At 68.2% G+C, this 25,306-nt stretch carries 20 protein-coding genes; 13 read left to right on the plus strand and 7 right to left on the minus strand.

What is annotated here, in order from left to right; genetic code table 11:
• Nucleotides 1–10 precede the first annotated feature (10 nt).
• From metH to ABZ855_RS11215, 4 genes are all read left to right on the plus strand, one after another.
• On the plus strand, nucleotides 11–3,529 hold the full coding sequence (gene metH / locus ABZ855_RS11200) for a methionine synthase (RefSeq protein WP_360804516.1): 3,519 nt from the start codon (nucleotides 11–13) through the stop codon (nucleotides 3,527–3,529).
• A gap of 117 nt (nucleotides 3,530–3,646) precedes the next feature.
• Complete coding sequence (locus ABZ855_RS11205; protein WP_360804519.1) at nucleotides 3,647–4,348, plus strand: HAD family phosphatase; 702 nt, start codon at nucleotides 3,647–3,649, stop codon at nucleotides 4,346–4,348.
• 466 nt (nucleotides 4,349–4,814) lie between these two features.
• Entirely contained in the window at nucleotides 4,815–6,419 is a 1,605-nt protein-coding gene (locus tag ABZ855_RS11210; RefSeq protein WP_360804522.1) for an ABC transporter substrate-binding protein, read from the plus strand.
• An 85-nt stretch (nucleotides 6,420–6,504) separates the two neighbouring features.
• On the plus strand, nucleotides 6,505–8,085 hold the full coding sequence (locus ABZ855_RS11215) for an ABC transporter substrate-binding protein (protein WP_360804525.1): 1,581 nt from the start codon (nucleotides 6,505–6,507) through the stop codon (nucleotides 8,083–8,085).
• 102 nt (nucleotides 8,086–8,187) lie between these two features.
• Here the strand turns inward: ABZ855_RS11215 and ABZ855_RS11220 are convergent, their stop codons facing one another.
• Together ABZ855_RS11220 and ABZ855_RS11225 are read right to left on the minus strand one after the other, a co-directional pair.
• Nucleotides 8,188–8,859 carry a response regulator transcription factor gene (locus ABZ855_RS11220; RefSeq protein ID WP_107019862.1) on the minus strand — a complete coding sequence of 224 codons (672 nt, stop codon included), beginning with the start codon at nucleotides 8,857–8,859 and terminating at the stop codon, nucleotides 8,188–8,190.
• 106 nt (nucleotides 8,860–8,965) lie between these two features.
• Nucleotides 8,966–9,838, minus strand: coding sequence for a PD-(D/E)XK nuclease family protein (locus ABZ855_RS11225; protein ID WP_360804528.1), 873 nt, complete (start codon nucleotides 9,836–9,838; stop codon nucleotides 8,966–8,968).
• A 179-nt stretch (nucleotides 9,839–10,017) separates the two neighbouring features.
• Here ABZ855_RS11225 and ABZ855_RS11230 point away from each other — a divergent pair, with 179 nt between their 5' ends.
• Nucleotides 10,018–11,484: a site-2 protease family protein gene (locus ABZ855_RS11230; protein ID WP_360804531.1), complete on the plus strand. Its 1,467-nt coding sequence runs from the start codon at nucleotides 10,018–10,020 to the stop codon at nucleotides 11,482–11,484.
• A gap of 29 nt (nucleotides 11,485–11,513) precedes the next feature.
• Here ABZ855_RS11230 and ABZ855_RS11235 read toward each other — a convergent pair whose 3' ends face one another.
• From ABZ855_RS11235 to ABZ855_RS11245, 3 genes are all read right to left on the minus strand, one after another.
• The gene (locus tag ABZ855_RS11235; RefSeq protein ID WP_360804534.1) at nucleotides 11,514–12,890 is read right to left on the minus strand and encodes an acyltransferase; all 1,377 of its coding nucleotides are present in this window, start codon (nucleotides 12,888–12,890) and stop codon (nucleotides 11,514–11,516) included.
• Nucleotides 12,887–13,819, minus strand: a complete 933-nt coding sequence (locus ABZ855_RS11240) for a hypothetical protein (RefSeq protein WP_360804537.1) — start codon at nucleotides 13,817–13,819, stop codon at nucleotides 12,887–12,889. Before ABZ855_RS11240 ends, ABZ855_RS11235 begins: the two co-directional genes overlap by 4 nt.
• Before the next feature lie 230 nt (nucleotides 13,820–14,049).
• Entirely contained in the window at nucleotides 14,050–15,498 is a 1,449-nt protein-coding gene (locus ABZ855_RS11245) for a glycosyltransferase family 2 protein (RefSeq protein ID WP_360804540.1), read from the minus strand.
• 218 nt (nucleotides 15,499–15,716) lie between these two features.
• Here ABZ855_RS11245 and ABZ855_RS11250 point away from each other — a divergent pair, with 218 nt between their 5' ends.
• On the plus strand, nucleotides 15,717–16,619 hold the full coding sequence (locus tag ABZ855_RS11250; protein ID WP_318324597.1) for a tRNA (adenine-N1)-methyltransferase: 903 nt from the start codon (nucleotides 15,717–15,719) through the stop codon (nucleotides 16,617–16,619).
• Between the two features lie 194 nt (nucleotides 16,620–16,813).
• Entirely contained in the window at nucleotides 16,814–17,389 is a 576-nt protein-coding gene (locus tag ABZ855_RS11255; RefSeq protein ID WP_360804543.1) for a hypothetical protein, read from the plus strand.
• A 118-nt stretch (nucleotides 17,390–17,507) separates the two neighbouring features.
• Here ABZ855_RS11255 and ABZ855_RS11260 read toward each other — a convergent pair whose 3' ends face one another.
• Entirely contained in the window at nucleotides 17,508–17,813 is a 306-nt protein-coding gene (locus tag ABZ855_RS11260) for a ferredoxin (RefSeq protein ID WP_319207785.1), read from the minus strand.
• A gap of 253 nt (nucleotides 17,814–18,066) precedes the next feature.
• Between ABZ855_RS11260 and arc the strand changes: the two genes are divergently transcribed.
• The 6 genes from arc (at nucleotide 18,067) to prcA (ending at nucleotide 24,149) form a co-directional block, all read left to right on the plus strand.
• A complete protein-coding gene (gene arc / locus ABZ855_RS11265) occupies nucleotides 18,067–19,833 on the plus strand; it encodes a proteasome ATPase (protein ID WP_360804546.1) in 1,767 nt (588 codons plus the stop codon).
• A gap of 235 nt (nucleotides 19,834–20,068) precedes the next feature.
• Nucleotides 20,069–21,580, plus strand: a complete 1,512-nt coding sequence (gene dop / locus ABZ855_RS11270) for a depupylase/deamidase Dop (RefSeq protein WP_360804549.1) — start codon at nucleotides 20,069–20,071, stop codon at nucleotides 21,578–21,580.
• A 155-nt stretch (nucleotides 21,581–21,735) separates the two neighbouring features.
• On the plus strand, nucleotides 21,736–21,951 hold the full coding sequence (locus ABZ855_RS11275; RefSeq protein WP_319207791.1) for a ubiquitin-like protein Pup: 216 nt from the start codon (nucleotides 21,736–21,738) through the stop codon (nucleotides 21,949–21,951).
• A gap of 182 nt (nucleotides 21,952–22,133) precedes the next feature.
• Nucleotides 22,134–22,547: an endonuclease VII domain-containing protein gene (locus ABZ855_RS11280; protein WP_360804902.1), complete on the plus strand. Its 414-nt coding sequence runs from the start codon at nucleotides 22,134–22,136 to the stop codon at nucleotides 22,545–22,547.
• The gene (gene prcB / locus ABZ855_RS11285) at nucleotides 22,499–23,344 is read left to right on the plus strand and encodes a proteasome subunit beta (protein WP_360804553.1); all 846 of its coding nucleotides are present in this window, start codon (nucleotides 22,499–22,501) and stop codon (nucleotides 23,342–23,344) included. The genes ABZ855_RS11280 and prcB overlap by 49 nt, the downstream gene beginning before the upstream one ends.
• A gap of 64 nt (nucleotides 23,345–23,408) precedes the next feature.
• Entirely contained in the window at nucleotides 23,409–24,149 is a 741-nt protein-coding gene (gene prcA / locus ABZ855_RS11290) for a proteasome subunit alpha (protein ID WP_360804556.1), read from the plus strand.
• An 84-nt stretch (nucleotides 24,150–24,233) separates the two neighbouring features.
• Here the strand turns inward: prcA and ABZ855_RS11295 are convergent, their stop codons facing one another.
• A complete protein-coding gene (locus ABZ855_RS11295) occupies nucleotides 24,234–25,253 on the minus strand; it encodes a LacI family DNA-binding transcriptional regulator (protein ID WP_360804559.1) in 1,020 nt (339 codons plus the stop codon).
• Nucleotides 25,254–25,306 lie beyond the last annotated feature (53 nt).

Genomic DNA, 25,306 nt, shown 5'->3' on the forward strand with positions numbered 1-25,306 from the left:
GAGCCCTTACATGGCCGCCTCGTCGTCCGCCCCTTCCTCCGACAGCAGGACCCGTGTGTCCGCCCTCCGGGACGCACTCGCCACCCGAGTGGTGGTGGCCGACGGTGCGATGGGCACCATGCTCCAGGCGCAGGACCCGACACTGGAGGACTTCCAGCAGCTGGAAGGCTGCAACGAGGTCCTGAACATCACCCGGCCCGACATCGTCCGTTCCGTCCACGAGGCGTACTTCTCGGTGGGCGTGGACTGCGTCGAGACGAACACGTTCGGGGCCAACCACACGGCGGCGTCCGAGTACGACATCGCCGATCGCGTGTACGAGCTGTCCGAGTCCGGTGCCCGGATCGCCCGCGAGACCGCCGACGACTTCGGCGCCCGTGACGGCCGTCAGCGCTGGGTCCTCGGCTCGATCGGCCCCGGCACCAAGCTGCCGTCCCTCGGCCACATCGACTTCCGCACCCTCCGCGACGGGTTCCAGGCGAACGCCGAAGGACTCCTCGCCGGCGGCGCCGACGCCCTGATCGTGGAGACCACGCAGGACCTCCTCCAGACGAAGTCGTCGATCCTGGGCGCCCGCCGCGCCATGGAGGCCACCGGCCTCGACGTACCCCTGTTGGTCTCGATGGCCTTCGAGACAACCGGCACGATGCTGCTCGGCTCGGAGATCGGCGCCGCGCTGACCGCGCTGGAGCCGCTGGGCATCGACATGATCGGCCTGAACTGCTCGACCGGCCCGGCCGAGATGAGCGAGCACCTGCGCTATCTGTCCCGCCACTCCCGCACTCCGCTGCTCTGCATGCCCAACGCGGGTCTGCCGATCCTCACCAAGGACGGCGCGCACTTCCCCCTCGACCCCGAGGGCCTGGCCGACGCCCAGGACACCTTCGTACGGGACTACGGTCTGAACCTGGTCGGCGGCTGCTGCGGAACCACCCCGGAGCACCTGCGGCAGCTCGTGGAGCGCGTGCAGGGCGCCGCGCCCGTGGAGCGCGACCCGCAGCCCGAACCCGGCGCCGCCTCGCTCTACCAGACCGTCCCGTTCCGCCAGGACACGTCGTACATGGCGATCGGCGAGCGCACCAACGCCAACGGTTCCAAGAAGTTCCGCGAGGCCATGCTGGAGGCCCGCTGGGACGACTGCGTCGAGATGGCCCGGGATCAGATCCGCGAGGGTGCGCACATGCTCGACCTGTGCGTGGACTACGTGGGCCGCGACGGCGTCGCCGACATGCAGGAACTCGCCGGCCGTTTCGCCACCGCCTCCACGCTGCCGATCGTCCTGGACTCCACCGAGGTCCCCGTCCTCCAGGCGGGCCTGGAGAAGCTCGGCGGCCGTGCGGTCATCAACTCGGTGAACTACGAGGACGGCGACGGACCGGAGTCCCGCTTCGCGAAAGTCACCCGACTGGCCCAGGAGCACGGCGCCGCGCTGATCGCGCTGACGATCGACGAGGAGGGCCAGGCCCGTACCGTCGACCACAAGGTCGCCATCGCCGAACGCCTGATCGAGGACCTGACGACGAACTGGGGCATCCACGAGTCGGACATCCTCATCGACACCCTGACCTTCACCATCTGTACCGGCCAGGAGGAGTCCCGCAAGGACGGCATCGCGACGATCGAGGCGATCCGCGAGCTGAAGCGCCGCCACCCGGACGTGCAGACGACGCTCGGCCTGTCGAACATCTCCTTCGGTCTCAACCCGGCCGCCCGCGTCCTGCTGAACTCGGTGTTTCTCGACGAGTGCGTGAAGGCGGGTCTGGACTCGGCGATCGTGCACGCGTCGAAGATCCTTCCGATCGCCCGCTTCGACGAGGAGCAGGTGACCACCGCCCTCGACCTCATCTATGACCGCCGCGCCGAGGGCTACGACCCGCTGCAGAAGCTGATGGCCCTGTTCGAGGGCGTCAACACCAAGTCGATGAAGGACGGCCGCGCCGAGGAACTGCTCGCCCTGCCCCTGGACGAGCGACTGCAGCGCCGCATCATCGACGGGGAGAAGAACGGCCTGGAGGCCGACCTCGACGAGGCCCTCCAGACCCGCCCGGCCCTCGACATCGTCAACGACACCCTCCTGGAGGGCATGAAGGTCGTCGGCGAGCTCTTCGGTTCCGGCCAGATGCAGCTGCCGTTCGTACTGCAGTCCGCCGAGGTCATGAAGGCGGCCGTCGCCTACCTCGAGCCGCACATGGAGAAGACGGACGACGACGGCAAGGGCACGATCGTGCTGGCCACGGTCCGCGGTGACGTCCATGACATCGGCAAGAACCTCGTCGACATCATCCTCACCAACAACGGCTACAACGTCGTCAACATCGGTATCAAGCAGCCGGTCTCCGCGATCCTCGAGGCCGCGCAGGAGCACAAGGCCGATGTGATCGGCATGTCGGGTCTCCTGGTCAAGTCCACGGTGATCATGAAGGAGAACCTCCAGGAGCTCAACCAGCGCAAGCTGGCCGCCGACTACCCGGTGATTCTCGGTGGCGCGGCGCTGACCCGGGCGTATGTGGAGCAGGACCTGCACGAGATCTACGAGGGCGAGGTCCGCTACGCCCGCGACGCCTTCGAAGGCCTGCGGCTGATGGACGCGTTGATCGGCGTCAAGCGGGGGGTGCCGGGGGCGAAGCTGCCGGAGCTGAAGCAGCGCCGGGTGCGGGCGAGCGCGGCCGACACGGTGGTGGAGGAGCGGCCCGAAGAGGGGCACGTCCGTTCCGACGTCGCCATCGACAACCCCGTCCCCACCCCGCCCTTCTGGGACACCCGCGTCATCAAGGGCATCCAGCTCAAGGAGTACGCGAGCTGGCTCGACGAGGGCGCCCTCTTCAAGGGCCAGTGGGGTCTCAAGCAGGCCCGCACCGGCGACGGCCCGACCTACGAGGAGCTGGCCGAGACCGAGGGCCGCCCCCGCCTGCGCGGCCTCCTGGACAAGCTCCAGACGGAGTCCCTGCTGGAGGCGGCCGTCGTCTACGGCTACTTCCCGTGCGTCTCCAAGGACGACGACCTGATCATCCTCGACGACCAGGGCAACGAACGTACGCGTTTCACGTTCCCGCGTCAGCGCCGTGGCCGCCGGCTGTGCCTGGCCGACTTCTTCCGCCCGGAGGAGTCCGGCGAGACGGATGTCGTGGGCCTTCAGGTGGTCACCGTCGGCAACCGGATCGGGGAGGAGACCGCCAAGCTGTTCGAGGCGAACTCCTACCGTGACTACCTCGAACTGCACGGCCTGTCCGTCCAGTTGGCCGAGGCGCTCGCCGAGTACTGGCACGCACGCGTCCGCTCCGAACTCGGCTTCGCCGGCGAGGACCCCACCGACGTCGAGGACATGTTCGCCCTCAAGTACCGGGGCGCCCGGTTCTCCCTCGGCTACGGGGCCTGCCCCGACCTCGAGGACCGCGCCAAGATCGCCGACCTGCTCCAGCCCGAGCGCATCGGCGTCCACCTCTCCGAGGAGTTCCAGCTCCACCCCGAGCAGTCCACCGACGCCATCGTCATCCACCACCCCGAGGCGAAGTACTTCAACGCGCGCTGAGTCCTACCACGCGCGTTGATCGGACAAGACGTACACTTGACGGTCCATCGCAGGCCGGTTGCCCTCTGTGAACTCAGGGGCAACCGGCCTGATCGTCCCTCAAGGAGGTGCGCCAGGATGACCAGCACGGTCCCCGCGCTCGGAACCCGTACGGCCGAAGGCTCAGCACTGCAGGCCGTTCTCCTCGACATGGACGGCACCCTGGTGGACACCGAGGGCTTCTGGTGGGACGTCGAGGTCGAGATCTTCGCCGGTCTCGGCCACACCCTCGACGACTCCTGGCGGCATGTCGTGGTCGGCGGCCCGATGACCCGCAGCGCCGGGTTCCTCATCGAGGCCACCGGCGCCGACATCACGTTCGACGAACTGTCGGTGCTGCTCAACGAGGGTTTCGAGGACCGTATCGGCCGGGCCCTGCCCCTGATGCCGGGCGCGGCCCGCCTCCTCGCCGAGCTCTCCGCGCACGAGATCCCGACCGCTCTGGTCTCCGCCTCGCACCGCCGGATCATCGACCGCGTGCTGGCCTCCCTGGGCCCGCAGCACTTCGCCCTGAGCATCGCGGGGGACGAGGTGGAGCGTACGAAGCCGTTCCCCGACCCCTATCTGATCGCGGCCGCGGGACTCGGCGTCGACCCGGTGAGATGCGCCGTCGTGGAGGACACGGCGACCGGGGTCGCGGCCGCCGAGGCCGCGGGCTGCCACGTCGTGGCCGTACCGTCCGTGGCGCCCATCGCCCCCGGCGCGCGCCGTACCGTCGTGACCTCGCTGGAAGAGGTCGACCTGCCATTTCTGCGCGGGCTGATCACGTACGACCGATGACGGAAATGCACTGACGCGTTTACCGAGTGTGCCCGATTCGAATGCGGGATAACGCGCGGATGAACGTGCGGGCCATCAAATGAGAATTACGTGCCCTCCGTCGATCCCACCGCCTCTGCCCGTGACCGAATTCAGCTGAGCGTACCCAGTCGAAATGTGTGAGGTTCGCCACGCGGCAGGGCCTCGGCGGTGGGCCGGTGGCGCGTACACGCACTCTATTGGCAGGTTCTCGTCGCGACCTTGTGTCCCGATTGGGGGGAGCCTGCGCGGAATCCTTCCCGTGTCGGTTTTTCGGTGCGTCCACACCCGGTTTCGCAGCGTGATGGGCTCTCAACTCCGGCTGCATGCGGGCCTTCCCGCGGTCCGGACTAATCTCGTCGGGAGAACATCGACGCAATCCCTCACCCGCGCGCACCACCCCACGCACGCCGGGTCCCCTGGGATCGACAGCCTGGAGAACCCGAGCATGAACCGCAAGACCTTGGTGCTGCCGACGGTGGTCGGCCTGCTCGCCCCGGTGCTCGCCGCCTGCGGTGGCGTCGACAGCGGGGGCAGCAGCGGCGACGCGATCGTCGTCGGCACCACGGACCGGTTCACCGCCACGAAGGCGGCTCCGGCGCCCATCGACCCGGCCTACGCCTACGACGTCGGCACCTGGAACATCCTGCGCCAGACCGTGCAGACCCTCATGGTCCAGCCGCGTGGCGACGGCGAACCGGTGCCCGAGGCCGCCGAGAAGTGCGGCTTCACGGACAGCGGCAACGAGCGCTACGTCTGCACCCTGCGCAAGGGCCTCGAGTTCTCCAACGGCGACGCCGTGAAGGCGTCCGACGTGAAGTTCTCCATCGACCGGGCCCTGCGGATCCAGGCCGACAGCGGTGTGTTCGCCCTGCTGTCCACCATCGACACCGTCGAGACCCAGGGCGACCGCGAGGTCATCTTCCACCTCAAGACCGCCGACGCCACCTTCCCGTTCAAGCTGTCCACCCCGGTCGCCGGCATCGTCAACCCGGCCGACTACGACAAGGACAAGCTGCGCGACGGCTTCGAGGTCGACGGCTCCGGCCCGTACACGCTCAAGGCCGAGGTGAAGGACGACGAACTCGTCAACGCCGTCTTCACCAAGAACAGCCGCTACAAAGGGCAGTTGACGCCGAAGAACGACAAGGTCGAACTGCGTTCCTTCGCGGACGCCGACGAGATGGGCACCGCGCTTTCCAAGGGCGACATCGACCTGATGACCCGCACGATGTCTCCCGAGCAGATCAGGAAGCTCGACGACGACTCGACCGGCGACATCGACCTCGTAGAGATGCCCGGCCTGGAAATCCGCTACCTCGGCTTCAACACCAACGCCCCGACGGTGAAGACCAAAGCCGTCCGCCAGGCGATGGCCCAGATCATCAACCGCGCGGAACTCGTGGCCAAGGTGTACGGCGACGAGGCCCAGCCGCTCTTCTCGCTGGTCCCGGCCACCATCACCGGCCACTCGAACTCCTTCTTCAACAAGTACGGCGAGCCGAGCGACATCAAGGCCAAAGCCCTGCTGGAGAACGCCGGAATCACCGCCCCGGTGAAACTGACCCTGCACTACACCACCGACCACTACGGCTCGGCGACCAAGCAGGAGTTCGAGGAACTGCAGAAGCAGCTCAACGGCAGCGGGCTGTTCGACGTCACCATCCAGGGCACCCCCTGGGACACCTTCCGCGAGGCCGAGAAGAAGGGCCAGTACGACGTCTACGGCATGGGCTGGTTCCCGGACTTCCCCGACGCCGACAACTACCTCGCCCCGTTCCTCGACAAGGACAACTTCCTCAGCCTGCCGTACGCCAACGCCAAGATCCGCGGCACGCTGATCCCGCAGTCCCGCCGTGAGGCCGACCGCCTCACCGCCATCACCAGCCTCACGGACATCCAGAACATCGTGGCCGACGACGTACCCGTACTGCCGCTGTGGCAGGGCAACCAGTACATCGCCGCCCGCGACGGCATCACCGGCGCCGAGTGGGCCCTCAACTCCTCCTCGACACTCCAGCTTTGGGAGCTCGGCCGCGGCGCGAGCAGCTGACCAGCGCGCCCGCCCGACGCACACGTCCCGACCCGGGGCTGGGACGGTCCCGGGTATCCAAGACCCGACGACAAGGCACTTCGACGTGAACCTGCGCAACCAGTGGCCGGTCCTGCCCATCGTGGCGGGGCTGGCCTCCGGCCTGCTGACCGCATGCGGTTCGGAGAACGGCGGCACGGGGGCCGACGGCTCCACCGTGGTGATAGGGATGTCCGACGACGTCCTGGCCACCGACCCGGCCTCCGGCTACGACCCGGGCTCCTGGCTGTTGTTCAACAACGTGTTCCAGTCGTTGCTGAGCTTCCCCAACGGCGGCACCGAACCGCAGCCCGAGGCCGCCAAGGAGTGCGCCTTCAGCGACACGCAGACCAAGGTGTACAAGTGCACCCTGCGCGACGGCCTGAAGTTCAGCAACGGCGACGCGCTCACCTCGGAGGACGTCAAGTTCTCCTTCGACCGCATGCTGAAGATCAACGACGCCGCGGGCCCCGCGATCATGTTCCCGATGCTCGGCTCGGTGGACACCCCGAACGAGAAGACCGTCGTCTTCAACCTCAAGGTGCCCGACGCCACCTTCCCCAGCAAACTCGCCTCCGGCGCCGGTTCGATCGTCGACCACAGCCAGTACGAGGAGGACGGCCTGCGCAAGGACGGCGAAGCCGTCGGCTCCGGCCCCTACAAGCTCGACTCGTTCGACGAGGACAGCGCGGTCTTCTCCGTCAACCCGAACTACAAGGGCACCGCCGAGGTCCACAACTCGGGCGTCACCCTCAAGTTCTTCCACGGCGACCAGACCGAGCTGAAGCAGGCCATCGTCGACAAGGACATCGACATCGCCTACCGAGGCCTCAAGGCCGGCGACATAGCCGACATCGAGAACGACAACGGCGACGAGGGCATCGACATCATCGAGGGCACCAGCGCCGAGGTCCAGCACCTCGTGTTCAACATGAGCGACCCGGTCGCCGGAAAGACCGGCGTACGCAAGGCCATCGCCTACCTCCTCGACCGCGAGGCCCTCGTCAACGAGGTCTACGAGGACACCGCGACCCCCCTCTACTCGATCATCCCGGCCGGCATAGCGGGTCACAACACCGCCTTCTTCGACACCTACGGCGCCCGCCCCTCCAGGGCCAAGGCCCAGGCGGCCCTCCAGGCCGACGGCATCACCGGCAAGGTCAAGCTGACCCTCTGGTCGACCCCGTCCCGCTACGGCCCCGCCACCGACGACGAGTTCAAGGCCATCGCCAAGCAGCTCAACGCCAGCGGCCTGTTCGACGCGACCGTCAAGTCCGTGCCCTTCGCGCAGTACGAGAAGGACATCGAGGCGGGCAAGTACGGCGTGTACGTGAAGGGCTGGGTGCCCGACTACCCCGACGCCGACAACTTCACCGCCCCCTTCTTCGGACAGGGCAACGTCCTCGGCAACAACTACACCAACGGCACCATCACCGACACCCTCATCCCCGGCACCGCCGCCCAGAGCGACCGCTCCGCGACCGACACGGACTTCGCCGAGCTCCAGAACATCGTTGCCAAGGACGTCCCCGTCCTCCCCATCTGGCAGGCCAAGCAGTACGCCGTCGCCCGCGAGAACGTCTACGGCCTGGAGAACTGCCTCGACGCCTCGACCGTCTTCCGCTTCTGGGAGATCAACAAGGGCTGAGCCCCGCCGCACACGAACGAGGGCGCCCTTCCGCATCCGGAAGGGCGCCCTCGCCGTCGTACAGCCGTTGCGTACACACAACTCCGTCGTACGCGCGTCCGGTTACTGTGCGCCGGGACGCACCAGCCCGCTCTCGTAGGCGTACACCGCGGCCTGGACCCGGTCGCGCAGCCCCAGCTTCGTCAGCACATGCCCGACATGCGTCTTCACCGTCGTCTCGCTGACGAACAGATCAGCGGCGATCTCCGCGTTGCTCAACCCCCGCGCCACCAGCTTCAGCACCTCGACCTCACGCTCGGTCAGCGTGTGCAGGGTGTCCGGCACGGGCTCGTCACCCGAGGGCAGATGCCCCGCGTACTTGTCGAGAAGCCGGCGGGTGATGCTCGGCGCGAGCATCGCCTCGCCCGCCGCCACCACCCGGATCGCCTGCACCAGTTCGTTCGCCGGGGCGTCCTTCAGCAGGAAGCCGCTGGCACCGGCCCGCAGCGCCTCCACCACGTACTCGTCGAGATCGAAGGTCGTCAGCACCAGCACCTTCGCCGGCCCGTCCCGCCCCGGCCCCGTGATCTGCCGGGTCGCCTCCACCCCGTCCATCCGCGGCATCCGGATGTCCATCAGGACCACATCGGGCTGCAGGGCCCGCACCTGGTCGATCGCCTGAAGACCGTCTCCGGCCTCGCCGACGACCGCGATGTCCTGCTCGGCCTCCAGAATCATCCGGAACCCCGTACGCAGCAACGGCTGATCGTCAACAAGTAGGACGCGGATGGCCACAGAGATCTCCTTAGCTAGTCACCCCATTCTGCCCTGCGGAGGGCGCAGCCCTCCCGCTAGGGGCGCGGGGAACTGCGCGACAAGCCCCCACCCACCCGCAGTCGAACTACGGCGCACCCGGCGGAGCCACCGGCAACGGATACGGCGGGGGAGTCCCCCCGAACTCCGGACACACCGCCTGGTGATCGCACCACCCGCACAACTTCGTCGGCCGGGCCCGCCACACCCCCGTCTCCGTCGCCTCCCGAATCGCCTCCCACAACGCCAGCAACTTCCGCTCCACCCGCTCCAGATCGGCCAGGACCGGGTCGTACGTCAGCACATCCCCACTGCCGAGATACACCAGCTGAAGCCGCCGCGGCACCACGTTCTTCAGCCGCCACACGACCAGCGCGTAGAACTTCATCTGGAACAACGCGCCCTCCGCGTACTCCGGACGCGGCGCCTTCCCCGTCTTGTAGTCGACGATCCGCACCTCGCCCGTGGGCGCCACATCGACCCGGTCGATGATCCCGCGCAGCTTCAGCCCCGAATCCAGCTCAGCCTCGACGAACAGCTCGCGCTCGGCGGGCTCCAGCCGGGTCGGGTCCTCCAGCCCGAACCAGCGCTCCACCAGCCGCTCCGCCTCGCCCAGCCACCGCGTCAGCCGCTCCCCGTCCGGATCGTCCGCGAACAGCTCCACGACCTCCGGCCGCGACTCCCTCAGCCGGTCCCACTGACCCGGGATCAACGACTTCGCCCGCGGCGCCGTCCGCTCGGCCGCCGGCGCGTCGAAAAGCCGCTCCAGAACCGCGTGCACCAGGGTGCCTCTCGTCGCCGCCTCACTCGGTTTCTCGGGCAGCCGGTCGATCACCCGGAACCGGTACAGCAACGGACACTGCATGAAGTCACTGGCCCGCGAGGGCGACAGCGACGCCGGCGCGGAGGGCAGCACGACCGGCGGGACGGACTCGGCGGCACCCTCGGGGCTCATTTCCATGACGACGACCATACGGCCCGCCACTGACAGTGACCCACCCGCGCCGACGACCCAACCACTACGGCCCGGCGAACACAGGGGGTGCCGGGGCGGAACACGGTGCGACGGCCGCATACCATCGACCCGAGACCTTTCCGCCCCGGAGCGGAAAAGGGAGACGCATTCGACAAGGGGACACCGTGGACGAGAGCGGCGGGAGCGGGCAGCCGCGCTCCGGCAACGACCAGCCGACCGACCGCCACACCGGCGGCACGGCCCGGACCACCGACCCCGCACACCCCGAACCCACAACCGTGGACGCCACGCGCGACGACCGGACCGACCGGGACGACGAGCACGACAAGCACGAAGAGCACACCGAACCCGCGGCACCGGCCGCCGCGGAACCCGCGAAGCAGACCGAACCCGACCCCGCACCGGCACCCGCGCCCGCGCCCGGCGGCACAGGCACCGCCCCACGCCTCGCCAAGTCCCGGGCCCCCCGCAAACCCAAGGAACTCCGCGGCGGACTCCTCATGGGACGCCCCTTCGGCGTACCCGTCTACGTCGCCCCCAGCTGGTTCCTCGTCGCCGCCCTCATCACCTGGGTCTTCGGCGGCCAACTCGACCGCGTCCTGCCCGAACTCGGCGCCCTGCGCTACCTCGTCTCCCTCTTCTTCGCGGTCGCCTTCTACGCCTCCGTCCTCGTCCACGAACTCGCCCACACCGTCGCCGCCCTCCGCTTCAAACTCCCGGTACGCCGCATCCAGCTCCAGTTCTTCGGCGGTGTCTCCGAGATCGAGAAAGAGTCCGAGACCCCCGGCCGCGAATTCGTCCTCGCCTTCGTCGGCCCCCTCCTCTCCCTGATCCTCGCGGGCGTCTTCTACCTCGCCCTCCAGACCGTCGAACCCGGCACCGTCCCCGGCGTCCTGCTGGCCGGCCTGATGATCTCCAACCTCATCGTCGCCGCCTTCAACCTCCTGCCCGGCCTGCCCCTCGACGGCGGCCGCATGCTCCGCGCGATCGTCTGGAAGATCACCGGCAAACCCATGACCGGTACGATCGCCGCCGCCTGGGTCGGCCGCGCCCTCGCCGTCTCCGTCCTCATCGGACTGCCCCTGCTCACCCAGTCCGGCGCCCTCGGCTCCACCGCCGAGGACAGCGTCGGCATGGACACCGTCACCGACGCCCTGCTCGCCGCGATCCTCGCCGCGATCATCTGGACCGGCGCCGGCAACAGCCTCCGCATGGCCCGCCTGCGCGAACACCTCCCCGAGCTGCGCGCCCGCAACCTCACCCGCCGCGCGGTCCCCGTGGAGACCGACACCCCTCTCTCCGAGGCCCTGCGCCGCGCCAACGACGCCGGCGCCCGCGCCCTCGTCGTCGTCGACCCCGACGGGGAACCCCTCTCCCTCGTCCGCGAGGCCGCCATCGTCGGCGTACCCGAACACCGCCGCCCCTGGGTCTCCGTCAGCGGACTCGCCCAGGACCTCACCGACGGCATGCGCGTCTCGGCGGAACTCTCCGGCGAGGAACTCCTCGACGCGCTGCGCGCCACCCCCGCCACCGAATACCTGGTCGTGGAGGAGTCCGGCGAGATCTACGGAGTCCTCTCCGCGGCCGACGTCGAACGTGCCTTCGTCAAGGCGATGGCCCGCCCGAACTAGGGGACGGCCGCGGACCACCACGGCAGGACTCAGCGGGACGCTCGCCCACGGCGCCACGGACCGGCGGCCAGGCGCTCGACGAGCAGGTAGTGGACGAGCAGCGACAGGAACCACGTCACCGCGCCCCCGACCAGGAACAGGGTGAGAGCCCCCAGGCCGTGCGACTGCCCGCGCCGCAGCAGCCAGTACACCGGCAGATGCAGCAGAAAGAGGCTGTACGACATCCGGCCGATCTCCGTGAGCAGATCGCCCGACAACAGCCGGACCAACGGCCCCCGGCCGCCGCACAGCAACGCCGTCAGCACAGCGGCGCCCAGCACGACCGCCACCACGTAACGGTTACCGGTGTGCCCTCCACCGAGAAGCACGGCCGACACCACCAGGGCCGCCACCGCCCCTGGCCCGGCCACCAGCAGCAGCCGGCCGACCGGCCGGGACACCGTAGGGCCCCCACGCTCGGCCAGGTGAACAACGCAGGCGGCAGCGACCCCGGCCGGCAGAGCGAGCGTCTGCATACCGGTGACGACCCCGACGCCCGGCAACACCCCGTACGCCGCGGCCACGGTCACCGCCCCGGCGAGGAGCGCGACGACCAACGCCACCCCGGCGAGCCGGCGCCGGGCCACCAGACACAGGCCCGCCAGCACCAGCGACCACGCCAGGACGGAACGCGCGCTCACGTCCAGCAACCACAGCGGAGCAAGCGGCGAGTCCATCGTCGGGACGACACCCACCACCCGCCCCTGCACCCAACCGGCCCAGCCGTTCCGGCCCGCGACGACCGACCCGACCTCCCCGGCCAGATCACGCACGATGCGCGAGGAACCCAGAGCCCAAAAACCCATGAGCGCCATGGCCACCGCCACCAACAGAGCGGGAACCAGCCGCTTCACCCTGCGGACCAGGAAGCCGACGGCGCCGGTCCTGCCGGTCGCCGTCGCCCTGCGCAGCAACGGCAGAGTGGTGAGGAAACCCGTCAGCACCAGCAGCACATCGACGCCGACACCCGCACCGGCCCAGGACACATACGGCCCGCCCACCCCGGCGTCGAACAACAGGACGGCCAGCACAGCCGCCCCCCGCAGACCGTCCACGGCCAGAAACCGCCGCCCACCCGCCTCGGACGACCCGGACTGGGCTGCAGGAGAGGGGGACGACTCGACCACAGGCGCGGCCACGGCCACGGGGACGGATACAGATACCGGTACGGGTACGGGCTCCGGCTGCACGAGCAGCATCGGCAGCCGGTCGGTCATGGCCGGCCGCGCGAGCGGCAGCGTGTCCGCGATACGCCAGGCATCGGCGCCCCGGGGCCTCCCGGGTGCCAGACGGAGCCCACCCTCGGCCCTCGGACCGGGTTCGGCGTTCGGATCGGACGCCCGGCGTCCGTTGCGCTCTTCGTTCATCTCGGCCAGGTCCGGAAGCAGGAGGCGATGACAGCCTCGGCGGGACGGCCGAGGAAGGAGGTGCGGGAACCGGCGGGCGTACCGGCCGTGGGGTCGGTGTGGAAGTCGAGGTTCCACCAGTACAGGCCGGCCATGTCCCGGTCCTGGGCGACCCGGCAGGCCGCCTCGAACCAGCGTTTTTGCACCGTGGGGTTGAGCTTCCCGCCGCCCGTCCACACCGCCGGGTGACGATAGGCGCCGTCCTCGGCGATGATGCCGACCTCGCTCAGGACGATCCGGGGCAGTTTCCCGGTGCTCTTCTGGTCCAGCCAGCGCTGCCAGCCCTCGGCGATCCGCGCGACGGAGGCATCGTCCCCGAGGTGGCGGAACGGGAAGTACGCGTCGATGCCCAGATGGTCCACGGGGACGGGGACATGCCGGGACACATAGTCGTCCCAGTTCGCGTCGTAGGACAGCTCACCGGAGAACGACCTGCGCGCGGCATCCACCACCGAACGCCAGCGCGGATCGTCCTCCAGCGACGTCAGCTCCGCCCCGAGGACGAACGTGCTCGCGTGATGACGGTCCGCGAGGGCGAGATACGGCGCGAGGAACGCCTCGTAGGACCGGAACCAGGCCGCCCTGTCGGCAGGCGTGAGCGAGCCGCGCCAGGCCAGCGGATCCCGGGCGACCAGACTCCGCTCATCGAGAAGCGGACGCAGAGTGATGCGCAGCCCGGCCGCCGCCGCGGTGTCCAGGAACAGCCCCAGATGCCGTACGGAGGGAGTCCTGGCAGAGGCACCCACCACGCTCGCCGACGGCCCCGCGGTCACGAACGGGAAAGTCACCGACACCGCGTTCATGTGCTTGCCGACCATGTAGTTCACCAGGCGCAGCGCGTTGGCGCGCACCGAGGCGTCCGTCTCGCCCGCGTAGGAGTACCAGAGCACCTGCGCCCCGAGCTGGGGATCCCCCGGCCGCCAGGGCCGGGCAACCCGCTCGGGCGCCGGAAGCCTTCCTGGGGACGCGGAGGCGGACGCGGGCGACGAAGGAGCCGCCGCCGGGGACACCCCGGCCGTCGCCGGGGCCCTGGCTCCGGGAGCGACACATCCCGTCAGCAGGACAGCCAGGAGGACAAGGGGAACGGGGAGACGAAGGCTCCGCAGACGTGTACGCATCCTCAGGCCGGCTTCGCTATCACGACGAACTGGTTCTCCGCCCCGCGCAAGAACCGCAGCAGCCCCCGGAAGGAACCCACCGCCTCCCACAGCGCGAAGAACGGCATCAGGGCGATCACCGCGACCGGCTCCCACCACAGACGACGGCCGTTCACCGACACCGACGCGTTGATCTTGAGCCCCTCCCAGTACATCCACACCGCGTACCCCATGGTCACCGCCCACAGCGGCAGGATCCACGGCGTGACCGGCGACGTGTTCAGGTCACCCAGCAGCGCGCCGACCGCCAGAACCACCCCCACATGCTGGAAGGGCCCCATGACCCACGTCGTCACGCTGTACATGAGCAGCGCCCTGGAACGGCGCGGCAGAGTGCGGTTGAACGCCAGCCCCACCAGACCCCACGACCAGCGCTCCCGCTGCTTGAGGAAGTCCCGCATCGTCGCCGGGGACGCTCCGTAACTCCGCCCCGAGAACCAGTCGCTGCGCCCCTTGTAGCGGCTGGCGAAGACCAGAGCCAGATGAGCGTCCTCACAGATGGAGTCCGGGCCGAAGTCCCAGCCGATCGTCGCCTCGATGGACGCCCGGATCAGCAGCAGCTCGCCGTGCAGCCCGGCCAGCGGAGTACCGCCGCCGGTGAGAACCGCGAAGCGGGCGATGTCGTCGGCCGGACGTATCGCGTCGGCCAGCCACGTCAGACGGTTCACCGCGTTCTCCCGCGGATACGTCAGCATGCCCTGCGCCAGGTGCTTGCCCTCGGAACCCGCGCGGCGCTGCGCGTTGATGAAACGCGCGACCTGCTCGGCGGTGTCGGGGCCCACCCCCGTGTCGTCGTCCATGTGCAGCACCCACACGTCGTCCAGCGCCTCACCCTCGGCGATACGCAGCTCGTGGGCGTAGTGGTTGGCGCGAGCCTTGAACCGGGTGCCGTTGGCCGTGCGGTACACCTTCGGCACGGTCACCACCCGGATCAGCGGACTGCGGGCGGCCAGCGCGTCGATACGGCCGGCGGCCTCGCACCCCTCCTCCGTCAGCACGTCGATACGCAGCTCGGGGAACCAGCGCGGCAGGAACGCGCAGTACGACAGCACCGACCGCTCCAGCGCCGGATACGTGTCGTCACGGCCGATGGTCGGCACCAGCACCACGAGCCGGTCGTCCAGCGCCGGCGCGGCCTCCACCCAGCCCCGCTGGCGCGCGATACGACGCCGCGTCAGCAGCGCGCCGGTGACACCGACGAGCGAACTCACGACGGGCAGCGTCCACAGGACGGTGACGACCCAGCCCATCAGCGTCACCTTGGGGGAGTACAGCGTGGAGGAGAAGGCGTAGGCGAGGCCCGCGGTGACCAGGAACGGCAGGAAGCCCGGCTTCCACACCGCCTGACGCTTCACCATCCGCGCGGTGCGACGGGACGGGAAAACGTCAACGCCGTCTGCGGAGGTGGTCATGATCACCCACTTGCATGCATAAGGACCGACTCATCCCAAGGGCGGCAAAACCCTTGAAGTACGAAGAAGTACTAAGCGGAACCATGCATGTCGATTGTAGATTTTGTGAAGATGATTCCCATCACAGGGCCCCACCTGCGAAGCCCACCCCGAACCCCGTCCCCACCCCCAGCCGCTCGATGGTCGGCGGCCCCCGTCAACACCGGTAGGCTCTTCACATGTCCGAACCGACCGGTGCCGCCCGCAGGCGCGGGCCCTTCAAGGTCGGGGACCAGGTTCAGCTGACCGACCCCAAGGGCCGCCACTACACGTTCACGCTCGAAGCCGGAAAGAACTTCCACACCCACAAGGGTTCCTTCCCGCACGACGAGCTGATCGGCGCACCCGAGGGCAGCGTTGTCCGCACCACCGGAAACGTCGCCTACCTCGCGCTGCGCCCCCTGCTCCCCGACTACGTCCTGTCCATGCCCCGCGGCGCCGCCGTGGTCTACCCCAAGGACGCGGGGCAGATCCTCGCCTTCGCCGACATCTTCCCCGGCGCACGCGTCGTCGAAGCGGGCGTCGGCTCCGGCTCACTCAGCAGCTTCCTGCTGCGCGCCATCGGCGACCAGGGAATGCTGCACTCCTACGAGCGCCGCGAGGACTTCGCCGAGATCGCCCAGCAGAACGTCGAGCGCTACTTCGGCGGCCCCCACCCCGCCTGGCAGCTCACCGTCGGCGACCTCCAGGACAACCTCAGCGACACCGAGGTCGACCGCGTCGTCCTCGACATGCTCGCCCCCTGGGAATGCCTGGAAGCCGTCTCCAAGGCCCTCGTCCCCGGCGGAATCGTCTGCTGCTACGTCGCGACCACCACCCAGCTCGCCCGGACCGTCGAGTCCATCCGCGAGATCGGCTGCTTCAACGAGCCGAGCGCCTGGGAATCGATGATCCGCAACTGGCACATCGAGGGCCTCGCCGTCCGCCCCGACCACCGCATGATCGGCCACACCGGCTTCCTGCTCACCGCCCGCCGCCTCGCCGACGGCGTCGAGCCCCCCATGCGCCGCCGCCGCCCCTCCAAGGGCTCCTACGGCGAGGACTACACCGGCCCCAACGCCGACGGCGGCAACGGCCGCTGACCGCTCAACGCAAGGACACCGTGGCCGAGTTCCCGCAGATCACCGGGAACTCGGCCACACCACTTTCCCGTTGACGCCACAACGGCACCCGTGCCGACACCGGACACCACCCGCCCCGCCGTTCCGCCACGCTGTGACGTGTGGCACTATGCGGGACACCCCACCGGCACAGCCCTCCACGGGAGACACTCCGAGTGCAGCAATCCGCCGTCCCGGAACTCGCACACACGCACACCCGCCCCATCCACTGGCTCGCCACGGCCACCGCCCTCGCCGGCGTCGTCGCCCTCTCCTCGGCCCTCCAGCCGGGCTCCGCCACCGCGGCCCAGGCAGCCGGCCCCACGGGCAGACCCGCCGCGGCCGTGGCACCCCCCGACCCCACCGGAGTCGACTTCCCCCTCCAGTGCGGCCCCCTCCCGATCCTCGTACAGCAGAAGGCCACCGGAGACCTCGACGGCGACGGCAGACCCGAAACGGTCGCCTCCGTCCGCTGCGACGCCGGCTCCGGCACCCCGCCCAACGGCGTGTACGTCCTCACCCAGGCAGCCGACGCCGAGCAGCCGCGCATCGTCGCGACCCTCGTCGACCCCAAGGACCGCCTCACCGTCACCGACCTCACCGTCACCGACGGCGCCGTCACGGCCACCCTCCTCGGCTACTCGTCCCTCGACGTCCCCCGCTGCTGCCCCGACATCGACGAGCGCGCCAAATGGCAGTGGAAGAACGGCGCGTTCCTCCGCTCGACACCCGCCGGCGCACGCAGCGCGTGACCCGGGCGCAAGTGATCAGCAGGCGACCGCGACAAATCCGTACGACCAAGAGCCTGTGAGAAACCAGACAACCGCAGGGGCGTGAATCAGCCGTAGGTAGCGCGGAGTGGTCGGACCATCACTCCGCGTCCGGGCCGAAAACCTCGACCCTGTCCGAAACTCGACGTACGTGAATACAGTCCCCCGGACACTCCTTCGCGGAGTCCACCACATCCGTCAGCAAGGGCAGCGGAACCGGCGTCGTCGCCCCCGGGGCCTGCAACAACTCGTCCTCGGGGCTCTTCACGTAGGCCAGCCCGTCGATGTCCAGCTCGAACACCTCCGGCGCGTACTGGACACAGATTCCGTCCCCCGTACACAGGTCCTGATCGATCCAGACCTCCAAGGCCTCACCGCCGGCCATGGCCTCCTCCTGCACAGTCACATCCCCTGCCGATTCTGTCCCGAGCAGGACAATCCGACGGCAAGTCGGCCCAGCTCTGACGGGTGTTGAACACTTCGACCCTACCTCCGGCCGCTTCCCAATCATGTTCTGTGGGTATTCCCCTGGCGTGAGGGGAAGCGCAAGGGTGAAGATCGGACACACCCCGACAGTCTTTGTGATCTAGGGGTTTCAATCGACACCCACCCAGGTAGGGTCTGGAAGCGTCCAGCTCCCCTTGGAGGAGGTGAGGACCGTGGCAGCCCACGACGACGACATGAACCGCGGCATCCGCCCGGGACGAGGGTCCGACGACCCGTCCGGGCAGGTTGCCTACCTTGAGCAGGAGATCGCCGTCCTGCGGCGCAAGCTCGCCGACTCTCCGCGACACACGAGGATTCTCGAAGAGCGGATCGTCGAGCTGCAGACCAATCTGGCCGGCGTGTCCGCACAGAACGAGCGGCTCGCCAACACACTCCGAGAGGCCCGCGACCAGATCGTGGCCCTCAAGGAAGAGGTCGACCGGCTGGCACAGCCCCCGGCCGGCTTCGGTGTCTTCCTGGAGGCCAATGAGGACGGCACAGCCGACATCTTCACCGGAGGCCGCAAACTCCGCGTGAACGTCAGCCCCAGCGTCGAGCTCGAAGAGCTACGACGCGGCCAGGAAGTGATGCTCAACGAAGCACTCAACGTGGTCGAGGCCATGGAGTTCGAGAGCGTCGGCGACATCGTCACCCTCAAGGAGATCCTCGAGGACGGCGTACGCGCCCTGGTACAAGGCCACACCGACGAGGAAAGGGTGGTACGGCTCGCCGAACCACTCCTGGACGTCGTCATCCGCCCGGGCGACGCACTCCTGCTCGAACCCCGCTCCGGCTACGTCTACGAAGTCGTACCGAAGAGCGAGGTCGAGGAACTCGTCCTCGAAGAAGTACCCGACATCGGCTACGAGCAGATCGGCGGCCTGGGCAACCAGATCGAAATGATCCGCGACGCGGTCGAACTCCCCTATCTCCACCCCGACCTCTTCAAGGAGCACGAACTCAGGCCGCCCAAGGGCGTCCTGCTCTACGGGCCCCCCGGATGCGGTAAGACACTCATCGCCAAAGCCGTCGCCAACTCGCTGGCCAAAAAGGTCGCCGAGGTCACCGGCCAGGCCCAGGGCAAGAGCTTCTTCCTCAACATCAAGGGACCCGAACTCCTCAACAAGTACGTCGGCGAGACCGAGCGGCAGATCCGCCTCGTCTTCCAGCGTGCAAGGGAGAAAGCCAGCGAGGGCACCCCCGTCATCGTCTTCTTCGACGAGATGGAATCCCTCTTCCGCACCCGCGGATCCGGCGTCAGCTCGGACGTGGAGAACACCATCGTCCCCCAGCTCCTCGCCGAGATCGACGGCGTGGAAGGCCTGCAGAACGTGGTCGTCATCGGCGCCTCCAACCGCGAGGACATGATCGACCCCGCCATCCTGCGCCCCGGCCGCCTCGACGTGAAGATCAAGATCGAACGTCCGGACGCGGAATCCGCCAAGGACATCTTCCAGAAGTACCTCACCGACCGCCTCCCGCTGCACCCCGAGGACGTGGGGGAGCACGGCGGCGACAAGGTGGCCACGGTCCACAGCATGATCCAGACGGCCGTGGAACACATGTACACGGAATCCGAGGAGAACCGCTTCCTGGAGGTCACCTACGCCAACGGTGACAAGGAAGTCCTCTACTTCAAGGACTTCAACTCCGGCGCCATGATCGAGAACATCGTGGGCCGGGCCAAGAAGATGGCGATCAAGGACTTCCTCGACCACAAGCAGAAGGGCATCCGCGTCTCCCACCTCCTCCAGGCATGCGTGGACGAGTTCAAGGAGAACGAGGACCTCCCCAACACCACCAACCCCGACGACTGGGCCCGAATCTCCGGAAAGAAGGGCGAACGGATCGTGTACATCCGTACGCTCATCACCGGAAAGCAGGGCGCCGACACCGGACGCTCCATCGACACGGTGGCCAACACCGGTCAGTACCTGTAAAAAACCGGGTGGCTGCGGGTGCCCCTCACCGGGTACCCGCAGCCAACTGTTTTTCAGGCCACAGCCGGAGCGAGGCAATGACGCAAATGATCTCCCCACCAGCGCAAAGGCGTTCTAGGCTCTTTCGTACCGCCGAGTCGCGCAGTGCGGGGACGGGCACCGCACACGCACCGGAGCACCACCGGTACTTGAGCGGCGTCCCCGACCGAGGACACCGCCGGGCAAGGAGGGCCGCATGACCGTACGGCGAGTAATGGGCATCGAGACGGAGTACGGGATCTCCGTCCCCGGCCACCCGAACGCCAATGCCATGCTCACCTCGTCCCAGATCGTCAACGCCTACGCGGCGGCGATGCACCGGGCCCGCAGGGCCCGCTGGGACTTCGAGGAGGAGAACCCGCTGCGCGACGCGCGAGGCTTCGACCTCGCCCGAGAAGTCGCCGACTCCAGCCAGCTCACCGACGAGGACATCGGCCTCGCCAATGTCATCCTCACCAACGGCGCACGGCTCTACGTCGACCACGCACACCCCGAATACAGCGCCCCCGAAGTCACCAACCCCCGCGACGCCGTCCTCTGGGACAAGGCCGGCGAACGCATCATGGCCGAAGCAGCCGAACGCGCCGCCCAGCTCCCCGGCGCCCAGCCGATCCACCTCTACAAGAACAACACCGACAACAAGGGTGCCTCCTACGGCACGCACGAGAACTACCTGATGAAGCGGGAAACCCCCTTCTCGGACATCGTGCGCCACCTCACGCCGTTCTTCGTCTCCCGCCAGGTCGTCACCGGCGCCGGCCGCGTCGGCATCGGCCAGGACGGCCACGAACACGGCTTCCAGCTCAGCCAGCGAGCCGACTACTTCGAGGTCGAGGTGGGCCTCGAGACCACCCTCAAACGCCCGATCATCAACACCCGGGACGAACCCCACGCGGACGCGGAGAAGTACCGCCGCCTCCACGTGATCATCGGCGACGCGAACCTGTCGGAGATCTCGACGTACCTGAAACTGGGTACGACAGCCCTGGTCCTCTCCATGATCGAGGACGGCTTCATCGCCGTCGACCTCGCCGTCGACCAGCCCGTACGCACCCTCCACCAGGTCTCCCACGACCCGACACTCAAGCGCCTGGTCACGCTCCGCAGCGGACGGACACTGACCGCCGTTCAACTTCAGATGGAGTACTTCGAACTCTCGCGCAAATACGTCGAGGAACGGTACGGGGCCGACGCCGACGATCAGACGAAGGACGTCCTGGTCCGCTGGGAAGACACCCTGAACCGCCTGGAGAACGACCCCATGAGCCTCGCCGGCGAGCTCGACTGGGTCGCCAAGCGGGAACTCATGGAGGGCTACCGGCGCCGCGACGACCTCGACTGGGACGCCGCCCGGCTGCACCTGGTCGACCTCCAGTACGCCGACGTACGGGCCGAGAAGGGCCTCTACAACCGCCTCGTGGCCCGTGGCCGCATCAAGCGGCTGCTGGACGAGAACGAGGTCGAGAGGGCCCGCACGAAGCCCCCGGAGGACACACGCGCCTACTTCCGCGGACGCTGCCTCGAGCAGTACGCGGACGACGTCGCCGCGGCCTCCTGGGACTCGGTGATCTTCGATCTGCCGGGCCGGGACTCGCTCCAGCGGGTTCCAACCCTGGAGCCGCTTCGCGGAACGCGTAATCACGTCAAAGAGCTCCTGGACCGCTGCCGAACGGCAGAAGACCTGGTCAGGGTCCTGTCGGGCCACTGAGCGGGGCTTTGGGCCGGGGCGGCCGGGCAGGGTGGAAAGTGCCGCGTCCGGGAATCATCGAGGTGGTTCCCGGACGTTGTGGCAACTACGGGGCCAATGTCGGACCCTGCTTGTAGGGTCTGATCAAGAACGTCGAACCGAGCGGGGTGAGGGTTATGGCGACCAAGGACACCGGCGGCGGACAGCAGAAGGCGACGCACAGCACGGAGGAGGTCGAGGAGGCACCTGAGGCACAGGTATCCGAGGACCTCAAGGAACGCCAGGAGAAGCTGAGCGACGACGTGGACTCTGTCCTGGACGAGATCGATGACGTCTTGGAAGAGAACGCTGAGGATTTCGTGAGGTCGTTTGTTCAAAAGGGTGGACAGTAGTCACATCTGTGAACGAGCGGGTCAGGAAGTGCTCGGCGTGCCAGAAGGTGCTCCCGGCCAGCGCATTCGCGAGTAACAGGTCACGGCCTGACGGCCTACAGGCCAACTGTCGCGAGTGCGCTGCCGAGTACTACCGGCGCAGCCAGGAAGCCAAGGGCAAGACTGTCCGGGTCAAGGTGCCGGTGCCGAGGGGGCACAAGCGCTGCCCGCAGTGCGAGGAGGTCAAGCCGCATTCCCAGTGGGAGCGGAACAAGACCTCGTCGGACGGCTGGGCGAGCTACTGCCGACAGTGCCGAGCCGAACGGAATCGGGTCGGCTACTTCCAGCGCAAATACGGCCTCACGCCAGCGGAGTTGGACGCGATGGTCGCGGAGCAGCACGGAATTTGCTGTATCTGTCTTTCCGGTCCGGCCGAGCATGTGGATCACTGCCACGAGACGGGTAGGGTCCGAGGCGTACTGTGCTTCGGCTGTAATGCAGCGCTGGGGCAGTTCAAGGATCGGCCCGACGTCATAAGGCGGGCTGCGACATACGTGGAAGGAAACGCGTGGAAGCCAACACTCGTAGCACCGGGCGTCTACCGGCTGCCTTCCTGACGCCCGGGTCGTCGTCCTTCATGGACTTTCTGTCGGATCATCAGCCGGAGATGCTCCCGGGCAAGCGGCAACTGCCGCCCACCCAGGGTGTGATCGAGGCGCCCCACGGCACGACCATCGTCGCCGTCACCTTCCCGGGTGGTGTGGTTCTCGCCGGTGACCGGCGAGCGACCATGGGGAACGTCATCGCGCAGCGGGACATCGAGAAGGTGTTCCCGGCTGACGAGTACTCGGCTGTCGGGATCGCCGGCACCGCCGGTCTCGCCGTCGAGATGGTGAAGCTGTTCCAGCTGGAGCTGGAGCACTTCGAGAAGGTGGAGGGTGCGCAGCTCTCGCTGGAGGGCAAGGCGAACCGGCTGTCCACCATGATTCGTTCGAATCTCGGTATGGCGATGCAGGGTCTTGCCGTGGTGCCGTTGTTCGCGGGGTTCGACGTGGACCGTGGGAAGGGGCGCATCTTCTCGTACGACGTGACGGGTGGGCGTTCCGAGGAGCAGGGTTACGCGGCGACCGGGTCGGGGTCGATCTTCGCGCGTGGTGCGATGAAGAAGCTGTACAGCCGTGATCTGAGTGAGGCGGACGCGACGACGCTGGTCATTCAGGCGTTGTACGACGCGGCGGACGACGATTCGGCGACCGGTGGTCCTGATGTCGCGCGTCGGATCTACCCGATTGTCACCGTGATCACCGAGGACGGTTTCCGCAGGCTCGGGGACGAGGAGTCCGCCGGGATCGCCCGTTCGATTCTGGAGCGGCGTCTTGAGCAGCCCGACGGCCCGCGTGCCGCGCTGCTGTAGTGCCTCTCGTGGTTCAGGTGGTCCAGTGACTTCGACAGATTCGACAGGAAGGGACGGTTAATCGGTGTCGACGCCGTTCTATGTCTCACCCCAGCAGGCGATGGCCGACCGGGCGGAGTATGCCCGTAAGGGCATCGCGCGTGGTCGCAGCCTGGTTGTGCTGCAGTATGCCGATGGCATTGTGTTCGTCGGCGAGAACCCGTCCCGTGCGCTGCACAAGTTCAGCGAGATCTATGACCGGATCGGCTTCGCGGCTGCCGGTAAGTACAACGAGTACGAGAATCTGCGGATCGGTGGGGTGCGGTATGCCGATCTGCGGGGGTACACGTACGACCGTGATGATGTGACGGCTCGGGGTCTGGCGAACGTGTACGCGCAGACGTTGGGCACGATCTTCTCTTCGGCTGCGGAGAAGCCGTACGAGGTGGAGCTTGTCGTCGCGGAGGTCGGTGCGACGCCGGACGGTGACCAGATCTATCGGTTGCCGCACGACGGTTCGATCGTCGACGAGCACGGTTCGGTGGCGGTCGGTGGTAACGCCGAGCAGATCAGTAGTTATCTGGATCAGCGTCATCAGGACGGTATGTCGTTGGCGGAGGCGCTGAAGCTGGCGGTTCAGGCGCTGTCGCGGGATACGAACGGTACGGAGCGGGAGATTCCCGCGGAGCGGCTGGAGGTCGCGGTGCTGGATCGTACGAGGCCGCAGCAGCGGAAGTTCAAGCGGATCGTGGGTCGTCAGCTGGGGCGTCTGCTGGAGGCCGATGGGGCTACGACGGAGGCGGAGAGCGCCGCCGAGGACGAGTAGTCCGCCGCAGTGCGTTGTTGTCTGTTTTTGATTCGTACCCCGGTTGCCTGTGGCGGCCGGGGTTCGGTCGTTTTGGGGGATGCCTCAGGGGCGGTCGGCGGGCGGCGCTGTGGAGCCTCGTACGACGAGTTGGACGGGGATGTCGCCCTGGGTGGGGGTGCGGCCGTCGAGGACGGCGAGGAGGGCTTGCATGCCGCGTTCGCCGAAGAGTTCGGCGTCGAGGCGGACGGTGGTGAGTTCGGGGTCGATGGCGGTGGCGAGGGCGAGGTCGTCGAGGCCGGTGACGGAGAGGTCGTCGGGGATGCGCAGGCCGAGGCGGCGGATGGCTTTGTAGGCGCCGGTGGCGAGTTTGTCGTCGTCGCAGACGAGGGCGGTGGGGTGGGGGCCGGGGCCGGTGAGGGCGGCTGTGACGGCCTGTTGGGCGCCTTCGATGGTGATGGGTGCGTGGATGGTACGCAGGGCGGTGTCGGGGGCGCCTGCGAGGCGTGTGGCGAGTTCCTGGGCGCGTACGGCGAAGGTCCAGGAGGGGATGTCGGCGGCGAGGTGGAGGAAGTGGCGGTGGCCGAGGGTGAGGAGGTGGTCGGCGACCTGGCGTACGCCGTCGGCGATGTCGAGGTTGACGGTGGCGGCGCCGAGGCTGCCGTGGGGGTCGCTGTCGAGCATGACGAGGGGGAGTTGGTCGCCGCGGATGGTGGTGAGGGCGTCGGCGGCCATGGAGGAGGCGATGACGCCGTCGAGGGCGGCCTGGGCGGAGTGGAAGGGGTCGCGGGCGGGGCCGATGCCTTCGGGGGAGGGGTAGAGGACGACGCCGAAGCCGTGTTCGGCGGCGACGCGGGCGGCTCCGGTGTAGACGCCGGCGAAGAACTCGGTGGTGAGGACGGGGACGACGAGGAGGACGGTGCGGGTGTGGCCGAGGCGTAGGTTGCGGGCGGCGAGGTTGGGGCGGTAGCCGAGGTCGCGGGCGGCGGTGCGTACGCGTTCGGCGGTGGTCTCGGAGACGCGGCCGCGCCATTTGTCGCCGAGGACGAGGGAGACGGCGGCCTGGGAGACGCCTGCGGCCCGGGCGACGTCACGGCTGGTGGGTCGGGTGCTGCCTCGTACCACCGGGGGCCTGCTCTTTCGTGTGGACGTGCGGACTGGGCACATGGTACGTATGA

Source organism: Streptomyces sp. NPDC047042 (assembly GCF_040644035.1).
Taxonomy (GTDB): Bacteria; Actinomycetota; Actinomycetes; order Streptomycetales; family Streptomycetaceae; genus Streptomyces.

Coding starts and splice junctions, on each gene's coding strand:
- dop (WP_360804549.1), top strand. CDS start 20,069: ATGACCGTACGGCGAGTAATGGGCATCGAGACGGAGTACGGGATCTCC.
- ABZ855_RS11235 (WP_360804534.1), bottom strand. CDS start 12,890: ATGAACGAAGAGCGCAACGGACGCCGGGCGTCCGATCCGAACGCCGAA.
- ABZ855_RS11275 (WP_319207791.1), top strand. CDS start 21,736: ATGGCGACCAAGGACACCGGCGGCGGACAGCAGAAGGCGACGCACAGC.
- ABZ855_RS11210 (WP_360804522.1), top strand. CDS start 4,815: ATGAACCGCAAGACCTTGGTGCTGCCGACGGTGGTCGGCCTGCTCGCC.
- metH (WP_360804516.1), top strand. CDS start 11: ATGGCCGCCTCGTCGTCCGCCCCTTCCTCCGACAGCAGGACCCGTGTG.
- ABZ855_RS11225 (WP_360804528.1), bottom strand. CDS start 9,838: ATGGAAATGAGCCCCGAGGGTGCCGCCGAGTCCGTCCCGCCGGTCGTG.
- ABZ855_RS11205 (WP_360804519.1), top strand. CDS start 3,647: ATGACCAGCACGGTCCCCGCGCTCGGAACCCGTACGGCCGAAGGCTCA.
- ABZ855_RS11250 (WP_318324597.1), top strand. CDS start 15,717: ATGTCCGAACCGACCGGTGCCGCCCGCAGGCGCGGGCCCTTCAAGGTC.
- ABZ855_RS11245 (WP_360804540.1), bottom strand. CDS start 15,498: ATGACCACCTCCGCAGACGGCGTTGACGTTTTCCCGTCCCGTCGCACC.